Annotated in this window: 19 protein-coding genes; 6 read left to right on the forward strand and 13 right to left on the reverse strand. The window is 68.5% G+C overall.

The window, feature by feature from the left end; genetic code table 11:
* Positions 1-74: 74 nt before the first annotated feature.
* The 8 genes from MWN33_RS17000 to MWN33_RS17035 all read right to left on the reverse strand — a co-directional run bounded on the left by MWN33_RS17000 (position 75) and on the right by MWN33_RS17035 (position 8,406).
* The gene (locus MWN33_RS17000; protein WP_247202231.1) at positions 75-464 is read right to left on the reverse strand and encodes a cupin domain-containing protein; all 390 of its coding nucleotides are present in this window, start codon (positions 462-464) and stop codon (positions 75-77) included.
* The gene (locus tag MWN33_RS17005; RefSeq protein WP_247202232.1) at positions 461-1,417 is read right to left on the reverse strand and encodes an NAD-dependent epimerase/dehydratase family protein; all 957 of its coding nucleotides are present in this window, start codon (positions 1,415-1,417) and stop codon (positions 461-463) included. The genes MWN33_RS17000 and MWN33_RS17005 overlap by 4 nt, the downstream gene beginning before the upstream one ends.
* Positions 1,418-1,424: 7 nt before the next feature.
* Positions 1,425-2,894: an aldehyde dehydrogenase family protein gene (locus MWN33_RS17010; protein ID WP_247202233.1), complete on the reverse strand. Its 1,470-nt coding sequence runs from the start codon at positions 2,892-2,894 to the stop codon at positions 1,425-1,427.
* Positions 2,895-2,911: 17 nt separating this feature from the next.
* On the reverse strand, positions 2,912-4,687 hold the full coding sequence (locus MWN33_RS17015) for a thiamine pyrophosphate-binding protein (RefSeq protein WP_247202234.1): 1,776 nt from the start codon (positions 4,685-4,687) through the stop codon (positions 2,912-2,914).
* Between the two features lie 90 nt (positions 4,688-4,777).
* Positions 4,778-5,614, reverse strand: coding sequence for a sugar phosphate isomerase/epimerase family protein (locus MWN33_RS17020; RefSeq protein WP_247202235.1), 837 nt, complete (start codon positions 5,612-5,614; stop codon positions 4,778-4,780).
* A 38-nt stretch (positions 5,615-5,652) separates the two neighbouring features.
* Positions 5,653-6,555, reverse strand: coding sequence for an NAD-dependent epimerase/dehydratase family protein (locus MWN33_RS17025; protein WP_247202236.1), 903 nt, complete (start codon positions 6,553-6,555; stop codon positions 5,653-5,655).
* Between the two features lie 57 nt (positions 6,556-6,612).
* Entirely contained in the window at positions 6,613-7,665 is a 1,053-nt protein-coding gene (locus tag MWN33_RS17030) for a Gfo/Idh/MocA family protein (protein ID WP_247202237.1), read from the reverse strand.
* A 54-nt stretch (positions 7,666-7,719) separates the two neighbouring features.
* The gene (locus MWN33_RS17035; protein ID WP_247202238.1) at positions 7,720-8,406 is read right to left on the reverse strand and encodes a hypothetical protein; all 687 of its coding nucleotides are present in this window, start codon (positions 8,404-8,406) and stop codon (positions 7,720-7,722) included.
* Between the two features lie 97 nt (positions 8,407-8,503).
* On the opposite strand from MWN33_RS17035, the gene MWN33_RS17040 reads away from it, so the two are divergent.
* Both MWN33_RS17040 and MWN33_RS17045 read left to right on the forward strand, forming a co-directional pair.
* Positions 8,504-9,436: an NAD-dependent epimerase/dehydratase family protein gene (locus MWN33_RS17040; protein WP_247202239.1), complete on the forward strand. Its 933-nt coding sequence runs from the start codon at positions 8,504-8,506 to the stop codon at positions 9,434-9,436.
* A gap of 7 nt (positions 9,437-9,443) precedes the next feature.
* Positions 9,444-11,186, forward strand: coding sequence for an FAD-dependent oxidoreductase (locus MWN33_RS17045; protein ID WP_247202240.1), 1,743 nt, complete (start codon positions 9,444-9,446; stop codon positions 11,184-11,186).
* A 66-nt stretch (positions 11,187-11,252) separates the two neighbouring features.
* On the opposite strand, the gene MWN33_RS17050 is transcribed toward MWN33_RS17045, so the two are convergent.
* Both MWN33_RS17050 and MWN33_RS17055 read right to left on the reverse strand, forming a co-directional pair.
* The gene (locus MWN33_RS17050) at positions 11,253-11,888 is read right to left on the reverse strand and encodes an NrsF family protein (protein ID WP_247202241.1); all 636 of its coding nucleotides are present in this window, start codon (positions 11,886-11,888) and stop codon (positions 11,253-11,255) included.
* A 13-nt stretch (positions 11,889-11,901) separates the two neighbouring features.
* Complete coding sequence (locus MWN33_RS17055) at positions 11,902-12,450, reverse strand: sigma-70 family RNA polymerase sigma factor (protein WP_247202242.1); 549 nt, start codon at positions 12,448-12,450, stop codon at positions 11,902-11,904.
* Positions 12,451-12,650: 200 nt separating this feature from the next.
* On the opposite strand from MWN33_RS17055, the gene MWN33_RS17060 reads away from it, so the two are divergent.
* From MWN33_RS17060 to MWN33_RS17075, 4 genes are all read left to right on the forward strand, one after another.
* Complete coding sequence (locus MWN33_RS17060; RefSeq protein WP_247202243.1) at positions 12,651-12,947, forward strand: BufA1 family periplasmic bufferin-type metallophore; 297 nt, start codon at positions 12,651-12,653, stop codon at positions 12,945-12,947.
* Between the two features lie 75 nt (positions 12,948-13,022).
* The gene (gene bufB, locus MWN33_RS17065) at positions 13,023-13,874 is read left to right on the forward strand and encodes an MNIO family bufferin maturase (protein ID WP_247202244.1); all 852 of its coding nucleotides are present in this window, start codon (positions 13,023-13,025) and stop codon (positions 13,872-13,874) included.
* Between the two features lie 3 nt (positions 13,875-13,877).
* A complete protein-coding gene (locus tag MWN33_RS17070) occupies positions 13,878-14,627 on the forward strand; it encodes an HvfC/BufC N-terminal domain-containing protein (RefSeq protein ID WP_247202245.1) in 750 nt (249 codons plus the stop codon).
* Complete coding sequence (locus tag MWN33_RS17075; RefSeq protein ID WP_247202246.1) at positions 14,624-15,133, forward strand: DoxX family protein; 510 nt, start codon at positions 14,624-14,626, stop codon at positions 15,131-15,133. The genes MWN33_RS17070 and MWN33_RS17075 overlap by 4 nt, the downstream gene beginning before the upstream one ends.
* Positions 15,134-15,195: 62 nt before the next feature.
* On the opposite strand, the gene MWN33_RS17080 is transcribed toward MWN33_RS17075, so the two are convergent.
* Genes MWN33_RS17080 through MWN33_RS17090 form a run of 3 tightly spaced genes read right to left on the reverse strand, consistent with a single transcriptional unit; the run spans position 15,196 to position 17,663 of the window.
* Positions 15,196-15,924 carry a helix-turn-helix domain-containing protein gene (locus MWN33_RS17080; RefSeq protein ID WP_247202247.1) on the reverse strand — a complete coding sequence of 243 codons (729 nt, stop codon included), beginning with the start codon at positions 15,922-15,924 and terminating at the stop codon, positions 15,196-15,198.
* Between the two features lie 39 nt (positions 15,925-15,963).
* Complete coding sequence (locus tag MWN33_RS17085) at positions 15,964-16,758, reverse strand: ABC transporter permease (protein ID WP_247202248.1); 795 nt, start codon at positions 16,756-16,758, stop codon at positions 15,964-15,966.
* Complete coding sequence (locus MWN33_RS17090) at positions 16,755-17,663, reverse strand: ABC transporter permease (protein WP_247202249.1); 909 nt, start codon at positions 17,661-17,663, stop codon at positions 16,755-16,757. The genes MWN33_RS17085 and MWN33_RS17090 overlap by 4 nt, the downstream gene beginning before the upstream one ends.

Below are 17,663 nucleotides of genomic sequence, written 5' to 3' on the forward strand. Positions count from 1 at the left end.
GCACCTCTTTACGACAATATGGGAAGACCTCTCAGGTCAACATACAGGGTGCGGTCGCCGACGCAAAGGAGCCCTCATTCGGGCGCGGTGTCGTCCGGAGGCGTGGTCACCACCACGAATTTGAGATCCACCATGCCGGTGTTGTAGATGGCGTGCTCGACGCCCGGCGGCAGAAAGATCACCGTCCAGGGCTGGACGACGGTGCGTTCGCCGTCGATCTCCATCAGGCCCTCGCCTTCCAGAATGTAATAGATCTGCTCCTGGACGGCGTGTTTGTGGGGCCCGACATAGCCCTTGGGCTGGTAGCTCGATATGCGGAAGTCCATCAGCCTTGTGTCGGCGTTCTCGGGCCGCACCAGCATCTTGGAATAGGCGCCGAAATGCGCGGGCGGCTCCTCCCAGAAGACCTCCGCACCCCGCCTGATCGTCGCCTTGCGCTGTTCCTTGCGCTGTTCCGTGCTCATGCTGCCGCGTCCTGGCTGGAGAAAGCTTGGGCGCGCAGCGCCGCCACATAGGCGGCGAGCCCGCGCGCGATGTCGAAACGGGGAGAATAGCCGAGGCATCTGCGCGCCCGGTCGGTGGCGAGCGCGCCCTTGCGCACCACGGGAATGTCGTCGCGATGGTGCAGCCGGCCCGGCCCGATGGAAAGGTCGGCGCCCGGCACCAGTTCGCGCACGATCTCCACGATGCGCCCGACGGTGGGCGCGCTGTCGCTGGCGATGTTGTAGGTGTCAAATGCGTGCCGGGGCTGGTCGAGAGCGGCGAGAACGCCGTCCACGAGGTCGTCGACATAGGTGTGGTCTATGGCCGAATCCGCCCCGCGGGGAAGATGCAGGCCTCGCCCGGCGAGGGCCGCATCGATGAAGTTCTTCGGCACGCGCGAGCGCGGCAGCCCCGGCCCGTAGACCCACGACGTCCGCAGGTTGATGCACTCGATCCCGTGGGTGGCGCGACAGGTGCGCCCCAGCCCCTCGACCGCCAGCTTGCTCACGCCATAGGCCATCACCGGCCGCGTCGGGTGGTCCTCGTCGGCCCGGTCCACGAGGAAATCCCCGAGCACCTCCTCCGAACTCAGATGCACTACGCGGCGAATGCCGCGACGGGCCATCGCCTCGAACAGGTTGACGCTGCCGCCGATGTTCACGCGCAGCATCTCGGCCGGCGACAGCGAGGCGAGCACGCCGACCATAGCGGCGCAGTGGATCACGGCGTCCGGCTGGTGCTGCTCGACGGCCGACAGGATGCTGAAGGCATCGGTAATATCGCCGCCGACGATGATGATCCGCCCGTCCGCGCCCTTTTCGAGATCGGGCGCGAAGCCGCGGTCGAAGGCGATTGCGGTATCGCCGCGCGCCGCCAGCCGGCGGACCAGCGCCGCCCCGACGAAACCGCCCCCTCCGGTCACCAGAACCCGCATCGCTGCCTCACATGTTGAACAGGACGAGACGCTCGTCCGTCATGTCGCGGATGGCATAGCGGGGGCCTTCACGGCCGATGCCGCTGTTCTTGACGCCGCCATAGGCGAGTTGGTCGGTCCGCCAGGTCGACGAGCCGTTGATGATGACGCCGCCCGTGCGCAGGCCGCGCACGGCCCGCATCGTTACCTCGTTCGAGCGGGTGAAGATGCCGGTCTGGAGGCCGAACGCGCCGGCATTCACCAGCGCAAAGGCCGCGTCCAGATCGTCATAGGCGAGGATGCTGACGGCCGGGCCGAAGACCTCGTCGCAGAACATCTTCATGTCCGGGCGCACCTCGGTGAGTACCGCCGGGGTCAGTTGCGCGCCCTCGCGCGCACCGCCGGCGTGGAGCGTGGCACCGCCGCGCACCGCCTCCCCGATCCAGCTCTCGACGCGCCGCGCGGCGGCCTCGTCGATCATCGTGCCGACATCGGTGGTCGGGTCGAGCGGATCGCCGCATTTGAGCTGGCGCACTTCCGCGACCACCGCCGCGACGAAGGCCTCGTAGCGCGAGCGATGGACGAGGACCGACTGCACCGAGATGCAGCTCTGCCCGGCCAGCCGCATGGCATTGCGGGCGCAGACCTTCGCGGCGGCGTCGATGTCGGCATCCTCGTGCACGATGGTCTGGCCGTTGCCGCCGAGTTCGAGCGCCACCCGGCGAAGGCCGGTCGCCGCCTTGATCTCCGCCCCCGCCGGCGTCGAGCCGGTGAAGGTGACGAAATCGACCCGGGAATCGCGCACCAGCGCCTGCCCGGCCTCGCGCCCGCCGTGAACGACGTTGAGGGCGCCCGCCGGCATGCCGGCGTCCACGAGGATTTCGGCGAGAAGATGCACCACCCCGGCCGCCTGCGGCGGCGCCTTCAGCACCGTCGCATTTCCCGCCGCGAAGGATGGTCCGACCTTGTGACAGGCGAGGTTGAACGGCGCGTTGAAAGGGGTGATCGCGCCGACGACGCCGACCGGAAAGCGCAGCATGAAGGCGATCTTGCCCGCGCCCATCTCGCTGCCGTCCAGCGGGATGTGGGCCCCTTCGATGCGGATCGCCTCCTGCGCGGACAGCGTCATCGTGTCCTGCGAGCGGCGTACCTCGCCGATGGCGTCCTTCACCGCCTTGCCGGTCTCGCGCGCCATCAGGCGCCCGATCCGGTCGGCCCGCTCGACGATCAGCTCGGCGGCGCGCTGGAGAATGGCGGCGCGCTTGTAGGCCGCCAGCGCCGCCACCTGCGGCGCCGCGGCGACGGCGCAGCCCACCGCCTCGTCGACGAGAGCGGCGGTGCCTTGCGGCACTCGGGTGACGACTTCGCCGCGATACGGATCCCGGCCCTCGGCATGGGTGTCGGAATCGCGCCATTCGCCGCCGACGAGGTGGCGGACGGCCAGAACCGGCTCGCCGGTGGGGGCGGCGGCAGGTTCGCGAGACGGGGCATTTGTCATGTACGGCTCCCTTCCGGCTACGGACGCCAGGGCTGGCCGAAGGCCGGCTCGGGGTGGGGCAGCGGCGGCAGCTGCCAGGTGCCGACCGAGGTCGGCTTCACATCGGCGTCGACTTCCGCGTCGATGACGAAGGGCCGGTTGGCCGCGATGGCGTGCTTCAGCGCGTCGGCGAAGTCGTCGGAGCGGCCGACCTTCACCCCTTCCACGCCGCAACTGCGGGCCATGGCGGCGAAATCGGGATTGTAGGCGGCCCCGTTCGGTCCGTGCCGGAAACTCGTGCCGATCTCGCGCCCGCCGAAGGCGCCGAGCTGAAGGTCGCGGATGGCGCCCCAGGCATAGTTGTTCCAGATCACCCAGACCACGGGGATGTCGTATTCGACGGCGGTGCACAGCACATGCGGCGTCATGGTGAAGCCGCCGTCGCCGACCACCGCGACGCAGGGGCTCTGCGGCGCGGCGAGCTTGGCGCCGAGCACGCCGGAGACGCCGAAGCCCATGGCCGAGAAGCCCCAGGAATTCAGCATCCGCTGCGGCCGGCGGGCGCACCAGTACTGCATGAACCAGTTGTGGTGAACGCCGGAGTCGCAGACCAGGATGGTGTCGTCCGGCACCACCTTCTGCACATCCGCCACCACGCGCTCGGGACGCATCGGGCTGGTGTCGAGGGCGAATTGCGGCGCGGTGTGGCGCTCCCATTCCCGCTTCCATCCCGCGATGCGCTCGCCCCAGGCACGGGTGCGTGCGCGGGCTCCCTCTACCCCCCCGCGCCGGCCGAGTTCTGCCAGCACCTGCCGCAGGAAGGTGCGCGCATCGGCGGCGATGCCGAGCTCCGGCTCATAGTTGCGGCCGATCTCCGCGACATCGATGTCGACATGGATGAGGCGCGTGGGCGGGATGTTCCAGGAGTAGCCGGGCACCCAGGAACTCGACGAGCGGTCATCGAAGCGCGCCCCGATCGTCAGCAGCACGTCGCAGCGCCGGCCGGCCTCGTTGGCGGCCCAGGTGCCGTTGCGGCCGATGAAGCCGAGACTGAGGGGATGGGCCATGTCCAGCGTGCCCATGGCGTTCGGCGACATAGCGACCGGGATATTGAGCGCGTCGACAAGAGCCGTCAGCTCCGTGCCGCTCTCCGAGAGGGTGACGCCGTGGCCGACGAAGAGGAGCGGCCGCTCGGCCCCGAGGAGCAGGTCGACGGTACGCGCCACGCCCTCCTCGCTTGCCCCCGTGCGGCTGGCGCCGGTGAGCGCGCGGCGCGCCGGCAGCTCGACGTCGTCCTCTTCCTGAAAGACGTTGTAGGGCACGTCGAGATTGACCGGGCCGGGGCGGCCCGACGTCATCAGATGCATGGCCTGGCGCATCGCCGTCGGCAGCATGTCGACCCGGCTCGGCTGGAAGCTGCGCTTCACATAGGGCCGCACCACGGACGGGAAATCCGCCTGATGGTGGTGATAGGATTCCTGGAATGGTGCGCGGTTGAACTGCGAGGTCGGCACATTGGCGGTGATCGCCAGAAAGGCGGACGAATCCGCCTGCGCGCAGGCCAGCGACATCGGCATGTTCGCCGAACCGGGGCCGCAGGAGGTGAGCGTCGCCACCGGACGGTGGGCGACGCGGAAATAGGCATCGGCCATGTGCCCCGCCGTCTGCTCGTGCCGCGGCGAGATCAGCTTGATCCGGTCCTGACGGTCGTAGAGCGCGTCGAGCATGCCGACATTGCCGTGGCCGCAAATGCCGAAGACATAGGGGACCTGCTCCTGGATGAGCGTGTCCGCGATGATTTCGGCTCCCTTCATGCGAGGCATGAACTTCCCTCCTGCCCGTCGCCGTTCACGGCGGGACATCAGATGATCGTCAATGGGCGTGGGGCGCTGGCCCGGCGCGGCTCAGGCCGCGAAGCGGTTCGCCCAGCCGACTTCTTCGAGACGGCGGATGCTGTCGAGGATTTCGGCGCTCGGCTGTTCGGAGATGCCTATGATCTCGAGCACCGGGCGCTCGGTCCAGCCGATGGCCGCGAGATCCTCGATCAGCGCGCCGAAATCCATCGTGCCGTGACCGATCGGGTCGTGCTTGTAGACCTGCGTCCCGGTGTCGGAGAGATGGACCAGCTTGAGCCGGTCGCCGCAGCGCGTCAGCGCGGCGCGGATATCCTCCTTGATGAAGGCGCCGTTGGCGAGGTCGTAGAGGATGCCGACCTCGTCCGACCCGTAATCCTCGACGGCGGCGAGCAGGCCCTCGACGTCGGGCAGGAAGGCGAAGGGCATGTTCTCGACCAGAACCTGCGTGCCGGCCTTGCGGGCGAGCGGCACCAGCGCGTCGAGCGCGCGGTGGAAATGGCCGATCAGCGCCTCGCGCGCCATGGGCATGAGGGGGTTCACCTTGCCGGGACCGATGATGACCTGGCGTGCCCCGAACGCGCCGGCGCACTCGATCATGCGGGCCATCATCGCGATCGAATGATCACGCATCTCGGGCGCGGCCGCCGCGATGTTGATGTCGATGTTCGGCTGGTTGACCGACTGTATGTGGAGATTACGGCCCTCGATGAAGCGGCGCAGCCCGTCACGGGCCGCGGCGTCCATGTCCGGCATCCAGAGATGACCGGGATACATCATGAATTCGAAGGCATTGAAGCCGAGATCGGCAAGCTCGGTCATCGCCTGCTGCGCCGTGCGGTTCAGCGTGTAGGAATAGAGATTGATTACGTAGTCGGAGCGGGCCATCGGTTTTCTCCGGGCGTCATGGCGGGCGGGGAAAGGCGTCAGGCGGCAGGCGCCTTCGGCCCCCAGCGCCGGGCTTCCGGCACCTTTGCGTAAAGCTTGCGCCAGTCGCTTTTCGGCGCGTAACCCAGCACCTCGCGGGCGTGGCTGATGTCGAAGATCGAGGCGTAGGGGTCCTTCTCGAACACCGCAGCGTTCTTGACCGGAAGATCGCGCCCGATGCGCTCGCGCATCATGTCGAGGGTCGGCTTTGCCGCGAGCGAATCCGCGGCGGCGATGAAGAAGGTGTCGTGGCGGGCGCTGGAGGGCAGCTCCAGGCTGCGGCGGAAGGCCTGGGCGACGTCCTCCGGCTCGACATAGGCCCAGAAGTGGTAGTTCTGGGGGTCCGCGCCGCGCGCTTCCAGCTCGGGCCATTCCGGCTCGAACACGATATGGGTGGGGCGGATCACCATCACCGACATCTTGCCGCGCACCGCATAGCAGCGGCACATGACCTCGGTGACTTCCTTGCTGAGCGAATAGAACTCGATCGGGCGCAGGACATGCGCCTCGTCGACCGGCAGGTACTGGGGATCCCAGTCCGGCGGGTTGTAATGAAGCCCGGTCGCCGCATCGCTCGACGCCACCGCCACACGCTTGACGCCGGCATCCTCCGCCGCCTGCAGGACGTTCCAGGTGCCCTGCACATTGGTGTTGAAGGTGATGTCCGCGGGCGCCGTGCGCGGGTTGGGGATGGCCGCGAGATGGATCACCGCGTCGTGGCCGGCGAAGGCGCGCTTCAGCCCCTCGAAATCGAGCACGGTCGATTCGATGAAGGCGACGTCCTTCTGAACCGGCGGCCGGATGTCGATGACGGTGACGTCGGCGCGGCCGGCGAGTTCATCGACGACGAAGCGGCCGAGGCGACCGCTGCCGCCGGTGACGGCGACTTTTCCCAGATGCATGTCCTTGGGTCCCGTTTCCTGTTCTTTTTCGTTCCGGCAGACGTGCGAGGCGTTGCCTCAGGCGGCCTGCCGGCGTTCGATCTCGTCCATGGCGATGTGGCGCCGTTCGCTCGCCGAGCGGTAGACCTCCTCCTCCACCATCACATTGCGGATGTAGTCTTCGACACGGTTCTCCAGCGGCGCGCCCCGCGTGAGATGGTCGATCACGTGGCGCTGCAGCGCGTAGACCGCGTCGCCCGCATAGCCGCGGTCGTGCCATTCATAGGGATGCTGGCGCTCTTCCTCGCCGCGCCGGCGCACGAAGATGCGGCCCTCGCCGTCGAGGCGCACCGCCCCGTGCTCTGCGTCGAGCGCGAATTCGCCCATGGTGAGGCGCGGATTGCGCGCGCCGCAGTCGGCCAGCCGGTTGCCGTCGAGCAGGCCGGCCGTCGGACCGGCGAAATCGAAGATGACATAGCCCGCATCCTCCCCGGCGATGGCCGGATTCAGCCGGCGCAGGCGAGCCGAGACGCCGGTGATCTCGCCGACGAGGAAACGGAACACGTCGATCATGTGAATGCCGGTCTCATGGATGAGGAAGCGCGGCATCTGCTGGAAATAGGGCTGGCGATCGAGATAGGCCGCCGGCCCCTGCCCGTCTCCGGGACGCATGCGGAAGGCGATATTGTAGACGGCGCCGAGCGAGCCCCCCTCGATCAGGCGGCGGATCTCGCGGAACCACGGCTTGAAGCGCCAGTTCTCGTGCACCACCACCGGAACCGGGCCGGCACGCGCGATCTCCACCATGCGCAGCGCGTCCGGCAGGGTCGGCGCCAAAGGCTTCTGGGTAATGGCGGGAATGCCGCGCCGCAGCGCCGCCTCCACCAGAGGCAGGTGCGTCTCGGGCGGTGAGATGATGTCGACGAGGTCGGGCTTCAGCGCGTCCATCATGGCTTCGGCGTCGCCGAAGGTGGCGGCGACCCCGTATTCGGCCGCGAAGGTTTCGGCCCGCTCGCGGTTCCGCGCATAGGCGAGCCCCACCAGCTCGACCTCCGGGATCCGATTCCAGGCCTCGTAGTGATACCGGCCGAAGAAGCCTGTGCCGATGGTTGCCAGCCGGATGCGTCGCATGTCCGTCTCCTTCCGATGAGGGAAGTCTATTTTCTTATTTTAGCATGTCAACTCTCATTGTGGGATAAACTCCCGCTCCAGTGCGAGATCGAGCCGATATTGGCCGCACTGCATCTCCGGGCTGGCACCGGCCGCCTTAAGCTCCTGCGCATCGGCGAGCCGGGCGGCGATCCGCGCGATCGTGAGGGGGTCGGAAGCCCAGACCACCAGCGTCCAGGCTTCGGTGCGGTCCTCGGCCCCACGGATGACGCGCTCCGTCGAGCGGATGGTCGTGATGTCGTCCACCGCCTCCCACAGCTCGGCCCTGAGAAAGAGCGGCTCCTCCCGCAGACGGGGGAACAGTTCCTCGCCCACATGGCGCCTCAGATCCTCTTCGCGACCGGCCTCCGGCCGCAGCCGCAGGGTGAGCACGCAGCCGCCCTCCGGCCCTTGCAGGACAAGGCTTGCGCGGCACACGGTGCGGGAGTTGGCGCGGAAATGCGGCATGCAGAGCCGTGTCCACTCGGTCGGCGCGTTCACGCGGGCGAGATAGGGCGCGCTGCCCAGAACCTGCGGCGAGACGGTCTCGTAATAGATGAAAAGCGCGGGCGCGCCGGCCAGCGCGCTGTGCCGGCGCGCCCGCACGAATCCGGGGATCGACACACGCTCGATGTGATGCTCGCGATTGTACCATTCGAGCACCGCCGTCTCGTAAGCCGGCTCGATATCGTGCCAGATCGCCAGAACGCCTTTCGACTGCAACGCCACCTCCCATCGAATGCTTCCGACAATATAGATTGACATCCGAGTTTTTGAAAAGATAGCGTCGCGCCGTCACAGGATGGGGCACGGAGCGATCATGAGCCGGAATATCCTTGTCACCGGGGCGTTCGGCCATCTGGGCCGGCATGTGGTGCGCGAGGCTTGCGCGCTCGGCACCGTTTCCGCGCTGGACCTTGCGGGGGAAGACACGCCGGCGCCGCCCGGCGCGGCGCGCGTATGGCGCGCAAGTGTGCTCGACACCGACAGCCTCGGCCGAGCCTGCGAGGGGGTCGATGCGGTCATCCATCTCGCCGCCATGGCGAACATCTTCGCCGGCTCCCCCTCGGAGATCGTGCGCGTCAATACGGTCGGCACCTGGAACGTCCTCGAAGCCGCCGAAGCCGCGGGCGTCCGGCGCGTCGTGCTGTGCTCGAGCGATTCCGTGACCGGCCTTACCGTGCGGCCGGATTGCATGAAGCCGCCGCGCTATCTGCCGATCGACATCGACCATCCCTGCCATCCGACCGAGGCCTACGGTCTCAGCAAGAAGCTGGGTGAAGAGGCGGGACGCTGCATGGCCGACCGCGGCAATATGGAAGTTATGGCGCTGCGGCCCGTCTATGTCCTCTATCCGCGCGTCGTCGACGAAGTGCTCCGCCGTGCCCGCGATCCGGCCAGCTATGTCCCGCCGCCCGACCCGGTGTCGCCCAAGGCGGGTGGCGGCCCGTTCTGGCATTATGTAACGCCCGAGGACGCCGCCCGCGCCTTCCGCCAGGCGGTGGACGCGCCGATGACGCAGCCCTTCGAACAGGCGTTCGTGATGGCCGGCGAGACCCTGCATCCCCAGCCGACGCTCGAACGCGCCCGCGCCCTGTTCGGCGACCTGCCCGAGATCCGGGATCCGCGCCTCTACGAGGAAAATCCCCACGCGCCGATCTTCGACATGACGGGGGCGGCGCGGCTACTCGGTTTCACCGCGCCGACGGGGATGCGCGCGGCGCTCGCCGAGCGGCTGCGCGAAACGGCCTGAGCCGACGATGGACAATAGCGGGGACTGGGACGAAAGCGCCGACATCGTCGTGCTCGGCAGCGGTGGCGCTGGCCTAACGGCCGCCGTCGTCGCCGCGGTCGAAGGGCGGCGGGTGCTGGTGCTGGAGCGCACCGAGCGCATCGGCGGCACCACCGCCTATTCCTCCGGCACGCTGTGGGTGCCCGGCTTCAGCAGCTTCGCCGCGCCGGAAGAGCAGGAGCGCGCCTCCGTCGACGCGCTGAATTACCTCGACGCTCTCGTGGGCGCCAAGGCGCCGCGCGAGATGCGGCTGGCCTTCCTGCGCGAGGGGCCGCGGATGATGCGCTATCTCGCCGCGCGCACGCAGGCAGCGTTCCGCACCTACCCGACCAGCCCCGACTATTATCAGGAGCTGGCCGGCGCCAGCGCCGGGGGGCAGGCTCATGAACCCCTGCCCTTCGACGGCCGCACCCTGGGCCCCGACTTCGCCCGGCTGCGCGACCCGATTCCGGAACTGATGCTGTTCGGCGGCATGATGGTCACCCGCGGCGAGGCGGCGCGGCTGCTGAAGGCGTGGCGCTCGCTCGACGGTCTGGCGCTCGCCGCCCGGCTCATCGCCCGCTACGGCCGCGACCGGCTGCGCCGCCGGCGCGGCACGCGGCTCGTTCTCGGCAACGCGCTGGTGGCCCGGCTGCTGGCCTCGCTGCTGGAGCGCGGCGGGGAGGTGCGGTGCGGACAGGAGACGGCCGCCCTGCTCGTGAACGAGGGGCGGGTATGTGGCGTGAGCGTGCGGACCGGCTCCGGCCTGCGCCGCATCGCGGCGCGCGACGGGGTGATCCTCGCCGGCGGCGGCTTTCCCGCCAATGCCGACTGGCGGCGGCGCTACATTCCGCCCCCGGTGCCCACGCACAGCCCGGCCTGCCCGTCCTGCCTCGGCGAGACCCTGCAGCTGGCGCTCGACGCCGGCGCCGCGCTGCGCGCCCCGGGCGGCGGCAACGCAGTGTGGTTCCCGAGTTCCATCGCCCCGCGCGGCGACGGCTCGACCGCCGTCTATCCTCATATCGTGCTCGACCGCGCCAAGCCGGGGCTGATCGCGGTCGACCGCGCCGGGCGGCGCTTCGCCGACGAGGCGGCCTCCTATGACCGGTTCTCGCGCGCGATCCGGGAGGCGGAGGCGAGCCGCCCGACCCTTCCGGCCGCGCTCGTCTGCGATGCCCGCTTCCTCTGGCGCTACGGGCTCGGCATGATCCGCCCGATGAGCCTGCGGCTGCGTCCCCATCTCGCCAATGGCTATCTCAAGCGCGGCGACACGCCCGCGCAGCTCGCCGAGGCTCTCGGCGTCGATGCCGGCGGGCTGGCGGCGACCATCGCCCGCTGGAACGCGATGTGCGCCGAAGGGCACGACGAGGATTTCGGGAAGGGCGGCAATCTCTATGACCGCTCCAATGGCGATGCCGCCCGCGGCCCGAACCCATGCATGGCGCCGCTGGAGAAGCCGCCCCTCTACGGTGTGCTGGTCTATCCGACGCCCGTCGCGACGAGCCTCGGCCTCGCCACCAATACGCAGGCGCAGGTGCTCGACGCCGAGGACCGGCCGATCCCCGGACTTTATGCCTGCGGCAACGACATGAGCGCCGCGATGGGAGGCGAGTATCAGGGACCCGGCGGGCAACTGGGCCCCGGCATGACCTTCGCCTACATCGCCGCACGTCATGCCATCGGAGTCGCGTCCGGCGAGATGGAAGGGCCGTCACCTCAAAAGGCGCCATGAGCTGGTGGAACGAGGTGGTTGAGATCAACGGCGCCAAACTCCCGGAATGGGAAGTGTGCGTCCCGCTCACCACGCCAGCAGGCGCCTCCCGATCAGCGCGCCTGCGGCGGTGACGATGGCGATGGCGATACCGTACCAGGCCAGCACGAAGAGCGGCGAATCGTCGATGCAGTGCAGGGCATAAAGCGCCGCGCCGAGCCCGCCGGCCAGAAGTCCGGCGGCGGCGCCGGCGAGCGCAGGATGGGAGGGCGCGCCCCGCCGCAGCGCCAGCAGCACCGCCCCGAGCAGCGGCGCCGACAGCAGCGGCACCAGCGTCGCGCAGTAGAGCGCATAATGGCCCATAAGCCCCGGCATCCAGCTCTCGGGCGGTGTGACGAGGAGTTGCGCCACGACGCCCGCCGCAAGCACCGCCAGCGGCAGCAGAAGCAGCCAGGCTCCCTCCCCCACTCGGGCGCCCGGCCGCACCAGACGCAGCGCGGTCAGTCCGGCGGCAGCGGCAAGCGAGAGCGTGACCGCGAATTTGAGGAGAATGCGCGGCTCGACGAGGAGGCCCGGCATGCCGGCGCGCGGCGCCAATATGAGCGCGAACAGGGCCAACGCCCCGGCGAGGCCGACGGCCAGCCCCAGGGCAAGCCCCGTCCCCAGCCCCCGCGTGGGGCGGGCATCGGCCGCAAGGCCGCGTATCAGATCGTCCGTCTTCACGCCCGCTCGTCCCTCATCCGTCGTTTCTCAGCCGGGCCGAAAGGCTGGCGAAGGCCCGGTGCAGGGAGACGCGCACGGCGCCCTGCGTCATCTGCATGCGATCTGCGGTTTCGCCGATGGAGCTCCCCTCCACCGCTACGGCCCGCAGCACATCGCGCTGCTTTTCCGGCAGCAGGGCGAGATGCTTCTCGACCTCCGCCGCCTCGGTGCCGGGCCGCTCCTCGGGCGCCGCCAGCACCTCGGCGAAATCCTCCACCGACACCTCGACCCGCCGACCGCGCCGCCGCAGATGGTCGATCATCTTGTTGCGCGCGATGGTCCAGAGCCACGGGCCGAGCGGATCGCCCGACCGCCAGCTCTGGCGCTTGAGGTGAACCGCGAGCAGCGTCTCCTGCACGATGTCCTCACACTCCGCCGTCGGCGCGCCAAGGCGCGCCAGACGGCGCTGCACCACGAGACGTAGCGCCGGCGCGATCTCGCGCAGCAGCCGCTCATAGGCAGCGCTGTCGCCGGCGAGTGCGCCTTGCATCAACTGCGCCCAGCGCCGCTCGCGCTCGTCCATCCGCACGTTCCCGAAGGTCAATTCGTCAGCCGGGGGCCCGGTGTTACACCGGGTGAAGCGACCGAAGCGAATTCTTACGGCCGCATATTTCGTCGCTCGCCGCCGTAACGCAATGGCGGGTGCCTCCGAAGAAGGAGATGGCGCCGGTTGGGCTCGAACGCCCCGGCACCGGACAGACCCTTCATAGAGGAAATCCCCCGATGACCACGACCTTCAGCAAGAACACCCTCGCCGCGGCCACCCTTGCCGGTTCGCTCGCCGCCGCCCTCGGCATGGTCGCCAGCGCCGCCGCCGGCCCCGTGGCGCCGCAGCCGACCATGGACAAGTGCTACGGCATCTCGATGGCCGGCCAGAACGACTGCGCCGCAGGCGCGGGCACCACCTGCGCCGGCACCTCGAAGGTCAATTACGACGCCAAGGCGTGGAAATACGTCGCCAAGGGCACCTGCGAGACCATCAAGACCCCGAAGGGCATGGGCCACCTGCAGCCCATGTGAGATCGCGCCACCGGGCTGAGGCCCGGACCAAGGGAGGGCGCCCCTCGGCGCCCTCCCCCCGCCAAGGAGGTTTCCATGCCCGCCACGCTTCCCGCCGGCCCCGGCGTCGGCTTCAAGCCCGAGCACTTCGACGCCATCCTCGCGGATGAGGCGAGCCCCCTCTCCTTCGTCGAGATCCATGCCGAGAACTACATGGGCGACGGCGGAAGGCCGCACGCCCAGCTCGCCATGCTGCGCGAGCGCTTCGCCCTCTCCGTTCACGGCGTCGGCCTCTCCATCGGTGGCGAGACGCTCGATGCCGCCCATCTCGCCCGCCTGCGCCGGCTGATCGACCGCTACCGGCCGGAGAGTTTTTCCGAGCATCTCGCCTGGTCGACGCATGAGGGAGCCTTCTTCAACGACCTGCTGCCGCTGCCCTACACCCGGGAAACGCTGGCGCGGGTCGCCGGCCACATCTCGCGCGTCCAGGACACGCTCGGCCGGCGCATGCTGCTGGAGAACCCGTCGACCTATGTGCGCTTCGCGGAAAGCACGATCCGTGAGGTCGACTTCCTTGGCGCGCTGGTCGCCCGCACCGGCTGCGGTCTGCTGCTCGACGTGAACAACGTTTTCGTCTCGGCCGTGAACCACGGGACCGATGCACGGGCCTACCTCGCCGACTTCCCCTTCGAGGCGGTCGGCGAAATTCACCTCGGCGGCCATGACGAGGACGCCGACGAGACCGGCGCGCCGCTGCTGATCGACGCCCATGGCAGCCCCGTCGCCGACCCGGTGTGGACTTTGTTCGTCGAGGTGATCGCCCGCACCGGGCCTCTGCCGAGCCTGATCGAATGGGACAATGACGTACCGGAATGGCCGATCCTGCGGGCCGAAGCCGCGCGCGCCGGAACGGTACTGGCCCGCCACCTCCGCAGCCGGGCGGCCTGAGCCATGAGCGGATTCGCCATCTTCGCCGCCGGCCTCACCGCGCCGGAACGGCGGCCGCCGGCAGGGCTGGCCGGGCCGTCCGAACGCCGCTTCGCGGTCTACCGCAACAATGTCGCGGTGGGCCTGATCCGGGCGCTGGAGACGCGGTTTCCCGCCGTGCGCTCGTTGGTCGGCGAGGAATTCTTCGGCGCCATGGCGCGCGACTTCATCCGCAGCCATCCGCCGGCCTCGCCCGTGCTGGCGGGGTTCGGCGACGAGCTTCCGGGATTCCTCGCCGGCTTCGAGCCCGCCGCCGATCTGCCCTATCTCGCCGACATCGCCCGCATCGAGGCGGCACGCACGCGGGCCTATCACGCGGCCGATCTGGCGCGTCTCGACGCATCCGTCTTCGCCGCCCTGCCCCCGGACGCGCTGGAGCGGCTGCGTATCACGCTGCACCCGGCCGCGACGGTCGTCCGCTCGATCCACCCGGTATGGGACATCCTTGCCGCTGCGAGCGGGGCGGGCGACGTGACGGAATGGACGCCGCAGGCGGTGCTGATCGACCGGCCGCATCTCGACGTGGTGATGCGCCCGCTCCCGGTCGGCACCGCCGCCTTCCTCGCCGCGCTCGCAGCCGACGCCCCGCTTGGCGACGCCGCGACCTCGGCCAGTGCCGCCGATCCGGCCTTCAACCCCACCGCCGCGCTCCTCGACCTCATCGGCGGCGCGCTTGCGATCCAAATTCACCTCCCGGAGGAGTCTTTGACATGACCCCGCATATGGCCACCCGACCCTCCAACGCCGCCGGACCGGCGGATTTCCCCGGCTCCGGCCTCGTTGCGTCGCTGCTGCGGCTGCGCGAGCGGCTCGACGCCATCCCGATGTCGGTGCTGACATTCTGCGCCCGCCTCTTCCCGGCCGCCGTCTTCTGGCAGTCCGGTCAGACCAAGGTGGAGGGCTGGCGGGTCACCGACGGCGCGGTGGCGCTGTTTCAGGAGGAATACCGGCTGCCGCTGGTCGATCCGTGGCTCGCCGCGCATCTCGCCGCCTTCGCCGAGCATTTCTTCCCGGTATTGCTGGTGCTCGGCCTCGCCACGCGCCTCTCCGCCGCCGCCTTGCTCGCGATGACGCTGGTGATCGAGATTTTCGTCTATCCCGATGCCTGGCCGACCCATGGCGTGTGGGCGACCTGCTTCCTGTTGCTGATCGCGCGCGGGCCGGGCCTTCTGTCCGTCGATGCGCTCATCGAGCGACTTTGGTTGCGTCCGGCCCGGTGAACGGTCGGGATGTGAACGGTCGTCGGGCGCAGGAAGCACAATCCCGTTGGTCGCGCTCGGCGTCAGCGCCGGGGCGTCCGGGGCTTCTTCTGGGATTGGCCGGCGGGCTCCGGCAGCGCCGCAGCCTTCCCGCCTTCCGCCAGTATCTTGTCCTTGATGATCTCGCGCAGCGTCTGGGCAAGGTTCGGCGTCGCGCTGGAACAGGTGATCATGATCTCGCTGGGCGCATCGGTCAGTGAGACGTAGGCATGCTTCATGGTGCTGTCGAGATAAACGCTGTCGCCGGCCGCGAGCTCGATGGGTTCATAGTATTCCGTATAGAGCATGATGCCGCCCTTCAGCACGTGAACGAATTCCTCGCCCACGTGGGAGGTCATCTCACCGGCTTCTTCGAGAGTCTTGGCGCGGATCTCGACGTAAATCGGAATGATGCGCTTGTGGGCGACGTCCGAGCAGAGGTAGCGGTAGGTGTAATATTTGGTGTCCAGCTGCTGCCCGTCATAGTGCCGGCTGACACTGCGGCGCGCCACGACGAAGGCCGGGGCATTCTTGGCCGTTGCGGGCGGATCGAACAGGTCGGCGATCTCGACGCCAAGACCCCGGCTCAGTTGCAGGATCTTGTCGAATGTGGGCGACAGCAGGCCGTTCTCGATCTTCGACAGCGTCGAAGTGGAGATGCCGGTCATCGAACTCACATCCGCAAGCGTCCAGTTGTGATGCGCGCGGCGGTCGCGCAGCAACTTGCCGAGTTCCGGAGCTTCACTGGCGGTCGGAGGGTCCTGATCTGCCACGTCACGTCCTACTGATATGCGGTTGCCTGAGAAGAGCGATCATCTGCGCGCCATCGTCTCCTTAAGCGACATGGCACCGAGAACGGCAAGTGTGATTGTCACAAGGAGAACGATGGAGACGAGGGCGTTCACCTCCGGCGTGAAGCCCACCCGCATCATCGCCCAAAGCCTGATCGGCAGGGTCGGTTCACCGCCGACCAGAAAGAACGTCACCAGTGTCTCGTCGAACGACAAGGTGAAGGCGAGCAGGCCGCTGGTGACGAGAGCCGAACGCAGCTGCGGCAGCACCACGTGCAGGAAGGTCTGCCAGCCATTGGCTCCGAGATCAAGCGAGGCCTCGATCTGGCTGTCCTCAAGGCTTTCCAGCCGGATCATCACCATCCGGTAGATGATGGCGAGGATCAGCACGACGTGGCCGATAGTGACGGTGATCAGGCTGCGTTCCAGTCCCAGCTCGCGGAACGCGACGAGCAGCGAGATGCCGGTGATGATAGCCGGCAGGACGAACGGCAGGAAAATCACGAATTCCAGCAGGGGCCGGCCACGGCGGATCCCGGTCTTCATATAATAGGCGAGGCCGAGCGCCAGCGCGGTGGCGAGCACCACGGCGCAGGCGCCGACCAGCAGCGTGTTGCCGAGCGCCGCCAGCATTTGCGGATTGTCGCCGAGCCGGGCGTACCACTGGAAGCCGAAGCTGCCCCAGTCGATGCCGTCGCGGCTGATGTCGAAGAACGACAGCACCACCACCATGAAGGCGGGGCCGTAGAGCATCACGAAGACGAGGGCGCCGACCGCCCACAGCAGCGTGATGGTGATGCGCTCGGCGGCTGTCATTTCACCCTCGCATGGCGGGAGATGGCGGCGGCGACCAGAATGATGAGCACGACGGAGAGCAGCAGCACCACGGCAAGCGCGGCGCCGAACGGCCAGTTGAAGGCCATGCCGAACTGGCTCCAGATGGCGCGGCCGAAGGTGAAGCCCTGATTGCCGCCGACCATTTGCGGGGTGAGGTAGTCGCCCAGCGCCAGCACCATGACGAAGAGCGCGCCGACGATCGAGCCGGGAAGGCTGAGCGGCAGCACCACGTTGCGGAAGGTCTGGCCCGGCCGGCCGCCGAGATCGGCGGAAGCCGCCAGCAAGGATGGCGAGACGCGCTCCAGCGACAGGAAGATCGGCAGGATGGCATAGGGCAGATAGATCACCGCCATGGTGATCATCACCGCGGTCTGGTTGAAGATGAACAGCTTGCTCGGCGCCTCGATAAGGCCGGCATGCACCAGCAGCCAGTTCAGGGAGCCGTTATAGCCGAGGATGTTGCGCATCGCGTAGATCTTGACGATGTAGTTCATCGCCAGCGGGATCACGCTGAGCAGCAGCAGGAAGTAGCGCAGCCGGCCTTCCAGCCGCCACACGAGATAGGCGATGATATAGCCGAAGATCAGGCTGGTGGTCGCCACGATGCTGGCGAGCCACAGGGTGCCGGTGAAGACGCCGCGATAGACCGGCTTGGCGAGAAAATCGACGTAGTTCGCCAGGGTGAAACTCTGCACCACCCGGCCGTCGACCGTCGTCCAGAAGCTGTAGACAAGGAAGGTCGCCAGCGGCACCAGTATCAGCAGCGCCGGCACGCCATAGACCGCCAGCCGGAGCGCGGTCCGGCGCAGCCACCGTCGATGCGGGGCGCGCGCCCCGGCGATCGCCGGATCGGCGCCGGAGGCGGCGAGCGAGAGATCGGTCAT

It is taken from the genome of Ancylobacter koreensis, assembly GCF_023016525.1.
In the GTDB taxonomy this organism is placed as follows: Bacteria; Pseudomonadota; Alphaproteobacteria; order Rhizobiales; family Xanthobacteraceae; genus Ancylobacter; species Ancylobacter koreensis.